Raw genomic sequence first — 11,592 nt, 5'->3', positions numbered from 1 at the left:
ACACTATCCCCAACGTCACCGCTGACACATCACCATCAATGTCGCTGACCAGTCACCGACGATGTCGCGCTACACCCCATGCGCCGATTGGCGGCTGCGTTTGGTCCTCACCGTATCTTGCAGGAGCGCCGCCCTCGTCGCAGTCGTCGTCGGAGATCATGCAACCCGGCCCGCCAAGCGGTCTGCCATGTTGCCAGAGTAAGCCGTCACCAGTGTTTACGCCGTCCTCGTCGCACTGGCCTGCGGGGTCGTCGTCCTCAAGATCGGGGTCGCCGTCAACCGCGTCGAGATGATCGATCAGGGATTGCGCCAGGTCCTCAAGCTCATGGCGCGAAAGCCGGTGGATAGCCTGTGACAGCAGCGAGAGGGGAAGGCCCGAAGGCCTCCCCAAGGTGTGAAGCGTTGCCATCGGTCACGCCTCCTTCGCTTCGTGGCGAGCGCGGATCAGGTCCATGACCGCCGCCTTGCCGCCACGCATGGCAAGTTCCGTCATGCAGGCCTTGATGCTGTCGGTCTCGGGCCACATGAGCCACGCTTTGCCGTCTTGGACGGTCCAGCTACCTCCGCAGCGCTGGAACCATGCTAGCCAGCGCGCGGGATCGAACACACGTGAAGGGGTGTCGCCCGTCAGCCGGATCAGATCCTTGAAGAATGCGAGAATATGTTGATCCTTGGGCAGGCTGTCTGCATCGCAGAACAGGATATCGGCCTTGGCGCGCAAATCAGCGATGCCTTGAGCTGGCTTCGACATTACCGCGTCCTCGGCGCGGGACAGCGCGTCCGTGAGCAATCCGCTCATTTCGTCGCTCTGGTCGGCCTCGGTGTGCAGGCGCTCCAAGGCGAACAGGTAGCGCGACATTGCCTCTTCGAATGTGGTGCGGTCCATGGCTCAGCCCTCCACCAGCAAGCGGCGCATGTCTTCGACGGTCTGCGCCACGTTTTCGAGCGTGTAAGGGTCAAGTGATCCGTTGCTGCCTTGGAGAAGATACTCCAGCTTCCACAATAGGGCCGCACGATCTGGCGCGGGCATTCTCATCAGTGCCCAACGTGCATCGCATTCGATGTCGCAAAGTTCGTCTTCCTTTCCATCGTCTACCACTTCGGCGGAAGCGCAGTCCTGATACGCGCGCTCCGCGATGCGGAAGCGGTTCATTGCAGCAGACCAGTTATCCGCCATCTCGTTCTCGCCATTTTCCCGCGCGATCAAATAGCCCTTGATGCGTTCGGCATCGGCGGGTGTCACCTCGCGCATGATCTGTGTGGCAATGCTTCGGTCTGCGTTGCTGGTGCCGGTCTGTAGGATGCCAAGCCAAAGCTGGCGGTCGGGAGTGAGGCAGTAGCCACCTCCGCAGGCGGTGAAGTAGTCTAAGAACATTTTGGGGTCGATGGCGTGCGCGCGCGGCGCAACCGTGCTATCAGTCGTCATAGTCTTACCCTCTCGTGTAGGGTTGGATCAGGTCAGCTTGGGGAGCTTCCACCTTCCCGGCTGACCGCCTTGGCTTCTGGCCTTGGTGATAACATTGTTATCATTTGCAAGGGGGTTGCGTCAACCTCGTAGTGATACTATTGTTATCAAATGACTTCTGAGCAATCGCGCATGGCAAGGGCCTGCCTGAAATGGTCCCTAACCGATCTGGCTGCCGCTTCGGGCGTAGGGCGTGCAACTGCAGCCCGCTTTGAACTTGGCGAACCGGTGGGGGATCGCGCAATCTTGGCTATGAGGACGGCGCTAGAGGTTGCTGGTGCCAAGATGATCGACAAAGGCGTCTATGCTGGCGGGGTGTACCCGGCAAAGCCTGCCTAGTTATCAATCAGTCGTATCTGCAATCTTGCTAATGTTCCCGATAATCCGGAGCGTCTCCCGGTCGCCAAGCAACCACAGGAAGACCGTAGCGCCGACGCCTAATGTCAAAGCAGCCTCTAACAGGGGATTGAGCGAAACAAGGCTTAGCACCGCGTCTGCCACGCCATACGCCAACAGACCCGCCAAGCCGCAAAGCGTCACTATGATTGATGCAGTAATTCCGCGTTTCCACCGTTCAATCAAGCGAACAAATCCGCTTTTGCTATCGATTGGATCGAGTCTGCGCATTAGTGATTAGTGCGCTGCCACGGTGCCGCCGTCAATTCCCGACCTGTCTAGCGCCTTTACTGGTCAACGTGTCTGATCGTCCCGCTCCAGCGGTCCACATCGCACAGACCTGCTTCCGCACTGACTGCATCTGAACCTGGGTTCGAGCAGCATCATCTGCTTCGACCATCCGCGCCGATTGCATAGTGCCAGGATGGTTTCCGCCGCGTGGCGCTTGGTGTGCCCGCAATTGGCGCACTGCACCTGAAGATCAAAGCCGTGGCGGCGATAGTCGGCAACGTTGTCGAGGCGCTTTGATCCCATCGAGGGACCGTGAACTAACCAAGAACGATTCGGCAAGCGCTTGCCTGAAACGCCTGTGAATCCTTGACTTTTGCCGTGTCGCTGTTATACGTCGGTATAACACAACGTCGTGAGGACTGTCGTGCGAAACCAAGTACAAGACGCCCTTGTGGCGTTCCGCGCCAATGCAATTGTCGTCGCCGCCTTGAGCGAAAGTGCCCGTGCCTCGGGCTGCTCGGTGAGTGAATATCTCCGTTCCATCATCCGCGAAAAGGTCGGCCTCTAGTGGACGCCCTCGCGCTCCTAGGGGAAATCGTTTCCGAAGCGATCCAGCGCGAACAGGAGGAGCAGCGCGCCTACCAAGCAGAAGTCGAGCGCTGGGCGCTTGTGACCTCTGCCGCGCACCTCTCGCGGGCCATCGCAGAGACCAGCAATCTCAGTGCCGACGAGGCGTTCAACGCGCTTACGGGGGTTCCTGATGCCTGCCTGCCCCTCCTGACCTCTCCGCATGGGTGGACCGCCCTTGCGCTTCTCGTCGTGACCGATCTGCAAGCGACTGCGACCGGCACCGTTCAACCCGCACTGCACTAAGGGGGCGATATGATCGATTGGAGTATCAACGGGGCTGAGCAGGGCTTTCAGAACGCTTTGTCCCTCGGGGCGAAGATCGGCGATGCCATCGTGAAGCATCGCGAACAGAGCGCGCTGGCGCACTATGCCGCTAACCCAAATATGGAGACTGCGAGCGCGCTGCTTCCGATGAAGCCTGAGCTTGCACTGAAGCTGCAAGAGCATGAACGACAGAAGAGCTTCGGCGAAGCTGCTGCCCGCTACATGGGACGCGGTGGGGCATTGTCCGGCGTGGGGGCGGGGCGAACGCCCGGTTTCGGTGACGGCATTCCTGGCAATAGGCGCATAGACGGTTCAACCGTGCCGCTAGGGGGTCCAGAAATGGCACGCCCGGTCGGGCCACAAGGTGGACAGCCGCCGCAGCAAAATCCCGACTTCAAGATTCTGGGCAATGCAAACAGTGATGCCGATGCGGCGTTTCTAGAGATGCTGAGGCAAGACCCTAAGGCTGCGTTCGGCATTGAAAGCGAAATGCGCGACCGGGCGGTAGACCGTCTCAAGCTGGAGCGGGACGCATACGGTATGGCGGTCTCTCGCCTTGCCGGGGTCAAGGACGAGGCCGGATATGCTGCTGCACTTGCAGATGTGCAGCGCCATGTCGAACCGCTGGGTGTGAACCTTACCGACCATTTGCCGCCGAAGTTCCCCGGCGAGGAAGCGCTGCGCGATCTGCGGCTTCGGGCGATGGATGCAAAGGATCAGCTCTCGTATTTCCTGCAAGAGAACAACATCGAAGCGGACAATGCGCGCCAGGACCGCAACACCGACAGTCTAATAACCGACCGCACAGAACGCAGAGCCGACCAGCGCCGTTATAACGAGGCGCGCATCGACGTCGCGAGGGACCGAGCGAACACCTACCGGAACAACAGCACTCGTTCGGGCGGTGGCCGTGGATTAGATGGCGGTCGATCCCCTGCGCCGGTCAAGGTCACAAGCCCCGCCGAAGCCATGAAGCTGCCCAAGGGCGCGCGCTACGTCACTCCTGACGGCAAGGTGATGGTGCGCTGATGGCAACGCAGGCTTGGCCGGGAACACCGGTTGACGATGGGGCCGAAGATGCACCCGCGATTGAATGGCCGGGGACGCCTGAGCGCTCTGGCAAGCGCAAGGGGAAGCGTGGGCAGGGTGACGCCAGCCAAGCCGCTCCGGTGCTGTCTGGTGAGGCTGTGGACGGCGATACGCTGCGCACTGTCTCGGGCGGTGCCTTGCGTCTCTACGGTGCCGATGCGCCCGAACTGCGGCAAGAGGGATTGGACAGTCAGGGCAGGCCGGTGCCCATCGGACAGAATGCGCGCCTGTCGCTGGAAACGATCACCAAGCCCAACGCCTTGATTGGTGACATTCAGGGTGTCTCCTACGGTCGGCCTGTGGCTCCTGTTTCCGTCGATGGTCTCGACCTTGGCCGTTCGCAGATTACGACGGGCAACGCGCTGGCGGCTCCCGACTACATGGCGAACGATCCAGAGCGTCGGTTCGATTACCTGCAAGAGGAGCGGCAGGCACGCCAGAACCGGCGTGGGATGCATCAGACAGCGTTCCAAGACCCGACCGATTACCGGCGCAATCCGCTGGCTGAGCGAGAGACTGTGGCGGTTGGTGCGCGCGATCCGACGCCATGGGCGGGGATGCGTCCTGAAGTCGAACAGCAAGCGCTGGAGATGATCTATAACCCGGCAATTCCGCTGGATCAGGTCGAGACGTTCATGCGCGACAAGGGCGGCGCGATGCTCGACGTGAAGACCGCGCAGGCCGCACGCGACTATTTCGCCAAGACCGGCCAGCGCCCCGGCTTCGAATACCGCGATGCGCCGCGCGTGCTGACTGACCCGGGCGATGGTGTGTTGGGGGCCTCTACGCGTGGTTTCGCTAATGGCGTGCTTCCGAACATGCTCGAAGAACTGGGCGCGTTCCCTGACAGCTTCGGCGCAACGCCAGGTCGAGAGAATGTCTGGAACAGCGATAGGCGCTTTGGTGACATCTACGCCAACAACCTCCAGCAGAATGAGTCCATCACCGGCTTTGACGAAAAGGCGCATCCCGATGCGAAGTTCTATTCCGAGATTGCCGGTGGGCTTGTCGTGCCGGTTGGGCGCGTTCGCAGTGCTGCTGACCTCGTCAAATTCGGGGGCATTTATGGCGGCATTTCCGGTCTTGGTCAGCATGGCAGCATTCCCGAACGTCTAGCCTCTGGTGCCATTGGTGCCGGTGTGGGCGTGGTTACAACCGTGCTGGGCGGGAAGGCTCTGGAGGCCGCTGCGCCCTACATTGCAAAGGGCTGGCGGTGGGTGCGGGGCAAGTCAGGCCCTGAACTGGTGCCACCTGCCGGTGACAGCTCTGCGCCGCTCTCTGGCGACGATCTGGAGCGCTTGGGAGATGCTGGTGTTGGCAACCCGACAAGGCAGGACGGGATAGGGGGCGCCACAATCGAGTCGGCCACCACCAGCAAACTAAAGTTAGAACTGGAAAGTTTACGAAAGGAAAATGACGCCGCGATGCCTGCTGAAACCGGTGCGTCGGTATCGCAGGAAGTCCGCCAGCCTGATTACCTGTTCGCTCCGCGTGCATCGCGGATAGATGCGCCGATGACGGAAACACAGCTTCGCGCTGCCGATATTCAACCGGGTGACGTGGTGCCAATCCCGTCCAATCAGGTCGGCTCCGTAGAGGAAGCGGCGGCAATTGACGCTGGACGTTATGTCCCTGCCAAGGCTCCGAACGAACGCGGCGAGTTGACCAAGCAGACCTTGCGCACTTGGAACGGTGCCGAAGTGCCCAAGACTGGCCCGGTCGATCTGGTGGGCTGGCTGCGCCTCCGTGGTGGCCTGCGGGATCAGGGCGGCGAACTAGCGCACATGGGGCTCAACAACCGAGGCCGGTCCAGTATGGACTTCGTCGGGCAGGAAGCGCGCTTTGGTCCGCTCGTGAACAACGAAAGCGGCATGAAGCTAGATGATGCGGCGCAAGCTGCATGGGAAGCGGGCTATTTCCCCGACCATACCGAGCGCCCCGACGTAAACACGTTCCTCGATGCTCTGCGGGGCACGCAAGAGGGGTGGAAGCGCCACTTCCTGCCGGAAGACTTTGCGGAAATTGATCGCTTCTACGGTGCCAAGGTCGAACGCCAAGACCTCGACGCGCTACGTTCGGAAGTCGGGCAGGTGTGGCAGGACAAGTCTGTGCCTGCCGGTCCTGAACAGCCGTTCGCGCCGCCTGAAGCCTTTGAGGAATGGCCTGCCGGTGGTCCCGACTTTGCCGGCAACATCAACCTCAACAAGCTGGATACGCCGCAGGATATCTCGCGGGCGCTGTCGCAGGTGAACAACCGGGTGGGCGGGTTCGATGCCGCTACGCGTGGCCGGATCGCCCAGGCGGAAACCGAACGTCTTGCCGGTGAACTTGGGATGACGCCTGACGCGCTGTTGGCCCGTCGCAAGGGCCAGGCTCTGAATGCAGAGGAGGCGCTAGCCGCGCGCCAGATCCTCGCCAAGTCGGGCAACGAACTGGTCAACGCCGCCAAGCGCATCAAGAGCATGGATGAACCGGGCGATGATGTGTTGGCTGAATTTCAGCGCAAGCTTGCGCGCCATGTTGCCATACAGGAACAGGTTTCGGGCATGACGGCGGAAGCCGGGCGCGCGCTCCAGCAATTTCGGATGATGGCCGATAGCAGCGCTGTCCGTAAGGATGTGCTGACGGCGATGATAAATCGCAACGGCGGGAAGCGTGCCACAATTGACGCTGCGGAAACGCTGCTTGATGCTGTCGAGAGCGGGCCGGGTGTTTTCAACGTGCTGGCCGAGGCTGCGACCAAGCCGAAGCTGCGCGACAAGCTCACCGAACTGTGGGTCAATTCGCTGTTGTCGGGTCCGCAAACGCACGCGGTCAACATCACCTCGAACACGCTGACCGCACTTGCACAGGTGCCCGAGCATTTGACCGCTGCTGCTTTGGGTGCTCCTCGCCGCGCGCTTGATCGCTTCAAGGGGCGCAACACTGATGCGGTTACGATGACCGAAGTGGGGGCGCGCACCTTCGGTCTTTTGCAGGGTGCCAAGGAAGGCCTGCGCCTGTTCCGTCAATCGCTGCGCACTGGCGAACCGTCAGACCTTGTTGCCAAGGTTGAAGGCCAAGGCATGAAGGCAATTTCAGGGGTGAAGGGCGAGATCGTCCGCATCCCGACGCGCCTGCTGACGGCTGAGGATGAACTGTTCAAGGGCATTGCCCGTCGCATGGAACTGAACGGCGAGGCGGTTCGGATCGCGCGCAAGGAAGGTCTGCGGGGTGAAGCGGCCAAAGCACGCATTGCCGAGCTGGTCGAGATGCCGACGCCGGAAATGCTTGAAAGGTCGATGGACTATGCCCGCTATCTGACTTTCCAGCGAAAGCTTGGTCCGGCTGCTTCGAAGATTTCGGCGCTTACGCAGGATGTGCCTGCGCTCAAGCTGTTCCTTCCCTTTGTGCGCACGCCGACGAACCTGCTCAAGTATGCTGCTGAGCGTTCGCCTGCCGCACCGCTGTTGAAAGAATGGCGGGCAGACTTCGCTGCCGGTGGCGCGCGTCGTGACCTCGCCGTGTCTCGTGCTCTGCTGGGTACTGGCGTCGGGATGGCGATCTATGAGCTGGCGCTGCAAGGCAAGATCACCGGCACGGCACCGACCGACCAGAGCAAGGCGCGTCTGTTGTATGCTGACGGCTTCCAGCCTTACTCGATCCGGGTCGGGGACAAGTGGTATAGCTACAAGCGCCTCGATCCCTTCTCGACCACGTTGGGCGTTGCTGCCGACCTTGCCCTGTTGCCTGAGGGCATGAGCGAGCGCCAGCGCGAGGAACAGACAACGCTGCTTGTTGCGTCGATCATGGGCAACCTCGCAAACAAGACTTGGCTGTCGGGCGTGTCAGACATGATCGGCACAATCGAAGATCCTGAACGCAATGCCGACCACATGATGCAACGGCTTTCCGGTTCGCTGGCTGTGCCCACCGGTGCAAGTCAGGTGGCGCGGGTTATGGACCCAACTGCGCGCAAGACTGAAACGATGGGCGATGCCGTGCAGGCTCGCATACCTGGCCTAACGGATGGCCTCATGCCGAAGCGTGACGTTTGGGGTCGGGAGATTGTCAGCGAAGGGGGCGTTGGTCCTGATATCGTCTCGCCCATCTACACCAGCACGGCGAAGGACGATCCCGTTAACCGGGAACTTGCCAAGGCTGGCGTTAGCGTAGGCCTGCCTCAAAGGCGCGTGGGCGGTGTGGAACTGTCGCCGGGACAGTATGACCGCTACCACGCGGTTTCAGGACAGCGCGCCTATTCGGGAATTTCGCAGCTTGTCCAGTCTGAGCGCTGGCGCACCCTCGATGACGAAGGCAAGCAAAAAGCTGTCAGCAAGGTCGTGGATGCTGCGCGAAAGAGCGCAAGGGCTGAAATGGACCAGGGCGGGGGAAGCGCGCCCCAGTGGCCAGGGGAAGCTTTCGGCGGGTCAAAGCCTGCGGAGCAATGGCCGGGGCAGGAAATGGAACAGCCTGACGTTGTGGGTGATCTGGAGAAGCTCATTCCCGGCGTTGGCATTACGTCCGGTTTCCGAACGCAAGCTTATCAGGAGGACATGCGCCGCCGTGGGTACAAGCCTGCGGACAATAGCGCCCACCTCGACGGCTCCGCGCTCGATCTGGTTCCGCCAAAAGGCAAGTCAATGGGCTGGCTCAAAGCGCAGGTGAAGCGTTACCGGCGCGATGCGGTGTTCCTCGATGAGGGCGATCATCTGCATACGATCTTCCCTGACTGGTATGGCGCGCCTGCCATCGGTGGGGCTAAGGCGGCAGGTATCCGCAATCCCGTTAAGCAGTAAGCGCCTTCCAAAGAAATAGATAACGATCTCGTTATATCGCTTGAAAATGACCGACTAAGCGCACATAAATCCGAGCAACCCGATGCCACGGCGGTCGGTACACAGATGGTACATCAATCCATCGGGGCGGCGTTGGCCGCCCTTTGTGCATCTGGCAGGTGTTTGTAGCCGTAACCCTTTATCTTTCCGTATCCTGATCGATCATACTTCTGAGACAAAAGAAGGTCGCATACCTTTTTGCAGAATGGTCCAGGTGTCACGTCGTGCCCCATAGCGCTACGGACATAGATGTGGCTCGGATGAGCAAGAAGGTCGCAAAGCTGTAGGCCTGCGATGTTATCAACTTTCCTACGGAACTTCAGCTTTGGACCCCTGAGTCGTGCGCCAATCCGCTCACCACTAACAAAACTACAGCCGGTGAGCCGGATTTCCTCGTAGGCTTTCTGGAGTAGTGCATCTTTTCCCTCGCGACTTTCAGGCATAATGTCGCCGATGGTGTTCTTACGTTCGAGAAACTGCACGTATTTCTCGACAAGAATTTCCATTAAATAGTGATAGGGGTGCTTACGCTTCCAATGCGCCTGCCGGACCATCCAATCTTTGTCGATCAGCGCTGTGATGACACTGTACTGCTCATCACGAAAGGTCTGGAGTATTGCCTCGTTGAACTTCATTTCGAATGAACGATCAGTTCGAATTGGTCCATACACCCCTTTGCCCCCGACGATGTCTTTGCGATGCAAGACGAGAGGGCTATCAGGATCATGGTTGAAGAGGTCAGCCTTTAAGCGGTTGAGGCGGGGCTCAAGGCTGTCGCGCGCATCGCTTATCTTCATGGCAATGCCAGTTAGGCTTAGAAACCGGTGCTTGTCTTTGTCGAGATGCGTAAGAGCGTCGTTCCCGACCTCGTCTACGTAAAGCCGATACATTGTTCGCCGCCGCTATAGAAAGCACTTTGGGCGTTGTCAGTGATTACCCCGTGCTTACCAGATACAAAATCGCGTCACCAATTCGGGTGGCCTGAATTGCTCCGAAACCCCCGTATTACCTAATGGCGCGCCCGGCAGGACTCGAACCTGCTGCCTCAAGATTAGAAGTCTCGCGCTCTATCCAGATGAGCTACGGGCGCGCGCCGGCTTCCCATAAGCACGCTTTGCGGATCGTGCAAACCGGGTTAGCACCACGCTCCATGAGCGATCCCCAGATTTCGAGAATCGACGGCACCACCAGCGCGCGCCGTCATTTCCGCTATTTCGACTATGTGATGGCCTCGTTCGTGGCGATCCTGTTGCTGTCGAACCTGATCGGGGCGGCCAAGCTGGCGCAGGTTGGCGGGTTCACGTTTGGCGCGGGCATCCTGTTCTTCCCGGTATCCTATGTGATCGGCGACGTGCTGACCGAGGTCTATGGCTATGCCAATGCGCGGCGCTGCGTGTGGATGGGGTTCTTCGCGCTGGTGTTCATGGCGTTCATGAGCTTCGTGGTCGTGAAAATGCCACCCGCGCCGGGCTGGGACGGGCAGGCGGCTTACGAAAGCGTGTTCGGATCGACCTGGCGGATCGTGCTGGCATCGGTGACGGCATTCTGGGCGGGCGAGTTCGTCAATTCCTTCGTGCTGGCCAAGATGAAGTTGCTGACCGGCGGCAGGATGCTGTGGACGCGCACGATCGGCTCGACCGTGTTCGGGCAGGCGGTCGACAGCCTTCTGTTCTACCCCATCGCGTTCCTCGGCATCTGGACGACGAGCCAGGTGCTGACCGTGATGGTGACCAACTGGCTGATGAAGGTGGTGTGGGAGGCGGTGCTGACGCCGGTGACATATGCCGTGGTCGGCTGGCTGAAGGCGCGCGAAGGTGCGGACGTCTATGATACCGACACCGACTTCTCGCCGTTTGCCAAGGCACCGCAGGTTTAGGCCGCACGCCGGGCGCCCATTTGCGCTGTTGCATTCGCCGACTTGCGTCATGGATCCCGGCCTTCGCCGGGATGACGACACAAGAGCGGGGTGGTGAAGGGATCCCAGCTTTGCTCATGCAAAGGCCCCGCCTCTCCGGGGGGGCGGGAGAGGCGGGGCGGCTTGCGGGGGGCTGGACGGCCCGCAAGGTCTGACTGTTGCGGCTCAGTCGGCGATGAGGCCGATCAGCAGGTAGACGAGCACGGCCGAGCCGAAGCCCAGCAGGGTGCCGAGAGCGAAAGCGACGCGGACCAGGGTTACGTCGATGTTGAAGTAGTTGGCGATGCCTGAGCAGACGCCCATTACCTTGCCGTTGACCTTGTCGAGGCGGAAACCGCGAGTGGTCTCGATCGGGCGCGGGGCCGAGTCGTCGAAGCGAAGCTGGCTCATCAGATCATCTCCTGCATGGCGGCGGGGGCCGCGCTGTTGTAAACTGGCGTGTGGACAGTGCCGGCGATCAGCGCGAGGCTGAGTGCGAAAGCGGTTGCTGCGGCGGCGATGCGGTTGGTGATGGCGGTCATGATCTTGTCCTCATGGTAACTGTTTGAGCCGTTATGGCTTATGCGACCAGCTTTGCATGGCCCGTGCCAAACTGCCGAAATGGCGGATTTCTGCGGATCACGGTGGTCGGGCGGAACCTCGGCATCTTTCCCGCTGCTGAACAGTGGTGAAATTCCCCATTAATTGGCGAGCGTTTGCGTGGCGTTGTCTTTACCGCTGCTGCTGACGCGCTTTGCAGCTTGCTTTTTTACGCGACCGGGCCTATCTGCGCCTCATCCCGACAT

Annotated in this window: 12 protein-coding genes and 1 tRNA gene; 5 read left to right on the top strand and 8 right to left on the bottom strand. The window is 60.4% G+C overall.

The genetic code is table 11. The features are described from left to right. Nucleotides 1-52: 52 nt before the first annotated feature. The 3 genes from AC1Q5P_RS16585 to AC1Q5P_RS16575 are packed head-to-tail and all read right to left on the bottom strand — an operon-like array spanning nt 53 to nt 1,426. On the bottom strand, nt 53-409 hold the full coding sequence (locus AC1Q5P_RS16585) for a hypothetical protein (protein WP_492519540.1): 357 nt from the start codon (nt 407-409) through the stop codon (nt 53-55). Between the two features lie 3 nt (nt 410-412). After that, on the bottom strand, nt 413-859 hold the full coding sequence (locus AC1Q5P_RS16580; RefSeq protein ID WP_492519539.1) for a hypothetical protein: 447 nt from the start codon (nt 857-859) through the stop codon (nt 413-415). Nucleotides 860-889: 30 nt separating this feature from the next. Then, a complete protein-coding gene (locus tag AC1Q5P_RS16575) occupies nt 890-1,426 on the bottom strand; it encodes a hypothetical protein (protein ID WP_492519538.1) in 537 nt (178 codons plus the stop codon). Nucleotides 1,427-1,576: 150 nt separating this feature from the next. Between AC1Q5P_RS16575 and AC1Q5P_RS16570 the strand changes: the two genes are divergently transcribed. Next, complete coding sequence (locus AC1Q5P_RS16570) at nt 1,577-1,804, top strand: XRE family transcriptional regulator (protein WP_492519537.1); 228 nt, start codon at nt 1,577-1,579, stop codon at nt 1,802-1,804. Nucleotides 1,805-1,807: 3 nt separating this feature from the next. On the opposite strand, the gene AC1Q5P_RS16565 is transcribed toward AC1Q5P_RS16570, so the two are convergent. Beyond that, nucleotides 1,808-2,092: a hypothetical protein gene (locus tag AC1Q5P_RS16565; RefSeq protein WP_492519536.1), complete on the bottom strand. Its 285-nt coding sequence runs from the start codon at nt 2,090-2,092 to the stop codon at nt 1,808-1,810. 567 nt (nt 2,093-2,659) lie between these two features. Between AC1Q5P_RS16565 and AC1Q5P_RS16560 the strand changes: the two genes are divergently transcribed. From AC1Q5P_RS16560 to AC1Q5P_RS16550, 3 genes are read left to right on the top strand one after another with little or no spacing between them, the layout of a single operon-like run. After that, a complete protein-coding gene (locus AC1Q5P_RS16560; protein WP_492519535.1) occupies nt 2,660-2,965 on the top strand; it encodes a hypothetical protein in 306 nt (101 codons plus the stop codon). Nucleotides 2,966-2,974: 9 nt separating this feature from the next. After that, complete coding sequence (locus AC1Q5P_RS16555; protein ID WP_492519534.1) at nt 2,975-4,015, top strand: hypothetical protein; 1,041 nt, start codon at nt 2,975-2,977, stop codon at nt 4,013-4,015. After that, a complete protein-coding gene (locus AC1Q5P_RS16550; protein ID WP_492519533.1) occupies nt 4,015-8,853 on the top strand; it encodes a hypothetical protein in 4,839 nt (1,612 codons plus the stop codon). Before AC1Q5P_RS16555 ends, AC1Q5P_RS16550 begins: the two co-directional genes overlap by 1 nt. A 113-nt stretch (nt 8,854-8,966) precedes the next feature. Here AC1Q5P_RS16550 and AC1Q5P_RS16545 read toward each other — a convergent pair whose 3' ends face one another. Together AC1Q5P_RS16545 and AC1Q5P_RS16540 are read right to left on the bottom strand one after the other, a co-directional pair. Beyond that, a complete protein-coding gene (locus AC1Q5P_RS16545) occupies nt 8,967-9,782 on the bottom strand; it encodes a DUF3800 domain-containing protein (RefSeq protein WP_492519532.1) in 816 nt (271 codons plus the stop codon). A 123-nt stretch (nt 9,783-9,905) separates the two neighbouring features. Further along, nucleotides 9,906-9,982 (bottom strand) — tRNA-Arg (locus AC1Q5P_RS16540). A gap of 60 nt (nt 9,983-10,042) precedes the next feature. On the opposite strand from AC1Q5P_RS16540, the gene AC1Q5P_RS16535 reads away from it, so the two are divergent. Next, nucleotides 10,043-10,768 carry a queuosine precursor transporter gene (locus AC1Q5P_RS16535; RefSeq protein ID WP_492519531.1) on the top strand — a complete coding sequence of 242 codons (726 nt, stop codon included), beginning with the start codon at nt 10,043-10,045 and terminating at the stop codon, nt 10,766-10,768. 204 nt (nt 10,769-10,972) lie between these two features. Here AC1Q5P_RS16535 and AC1Q5P_RS16530 read toward each other — a convergent pair whose 3' ends face one another. Continuing rightward, nucleotides 10,973-11,197: a PspC domain-containing protein gene (locus tag AC1Q5P_RS16530; protein ID WP_039338738.1), complete on the bottom strand. Its 225-nt coding sequence runs from the start codon at nt 11,195-11,197 to the stop codon at nt 10,973-10,975. Then, nucleotides 11,197-11,328 carry a hypothetical protein gene (locus tag AC1Q5P_RS16525; protein WP_269078644.1) on the bottom strand — a complete coding sequence of 44 codons (132 nt, stop codon included), beginning with the start codon at nt 11,326-11,328 and terminating at the stop codon, nt 11,197-11,199. Before AC1Q5P_RS16525 ends, AC1Q5P_RS16530 begins: the two co-directional genes overlap by 1 nt. Between the last annotated feature and the right edge of the window lie 264 nt (nt 11,329-11,592).

It is taken from the genome of Novosphingobium sp. GW835-FHT14H07 (assembly GCF_058793515.1).
Note: the sequence above shows the minus strand (reverse complement) of the source record. Positions and strands in the feature narration are given on the sequence as shown.

Bases quoted from the DNA above. Each gene is read 5' to 3' on its own strand.
- AC1Q5P_RS16545 (WP_492519532.1), bottom strand. From the start codon at position 9,782: ATGTATCGGCTTTACGTAGACGAGGTCGGGAACGACGCTCTTACGCAT.
- AC1Q5P_RS16530 (WP_039338738.1), bottom strand. From the start codon at position 11,197: ATGAGCCAGCTTCGCTTCGACGACTCGGCCCCGCGCCCGATCGAGACC.
- AC1Q5P_RS16575 (WP_492519538.1), bottom strand. From the start codon at position 1,426: ATGACGACTGATAGCACGGTTGCGCCGCGCGCGCACGCCATCGACCCC.
- AC1Q5P_RS16525 (WP_269078644.1), bottom strand. From the start codon at position 11,328: ATGACCGCCATCACCAACCGCATCGCCGCCGCAGCAACCGCTTTCGCA.
- AC1Q5P_RS16565 (WP_492519536.1), bottom strand. From the start codon at position 2,092: ATGCGCAGACTCGATCCAATCGATAGCAAAAGCGGATTTGTTCGCTTG.
- AC1Q5P_RS16585 (WP_492519540.1), bottom strand. From the start codon at position 409: ATGGCAACGCTTCACACCTTGGGGAGGCCTTCGGGCCTTCCCCTCTCG.
- AC1Q5P_RS16550 (WP_492519533.1), top strand. From the start codon at position 4,015: ATGGCAACGCAGGCTTGGCCGGGAACACCGGTTGACGATGGGGCCGAA.
- AC1Q5P_RS16555 (WP_492519534.1), top strand. From the start codon at position 2,975: ATGATCGATTGGAGTATCAACGGGGCTGAGCAGGGCTTTCAGAACGCT.
- AC1Q5P_RS16570 (WP_492519537.1), top strand. From the start codon at position 1,577: ATGACTTCTGAGCAATCGCGCATGGCAAGGGCCTGCCTGAAATGGTCC.
- AC1Q5P_RS16535 (WP_492519531.1), top strand. From the start codon at position 10,043: ATGAGCGATCCCCAGATTTCGAGAATCGACGGCACCACCAGCGCGCGC.
- AC1Q5P_RS16580 (WP_492519539.1), bottom strand. From the start codon at position 859: ATGTCGCGCTACCTGTTCGCCTTGGAGCGCCTGCACACCGAGGCCGAC.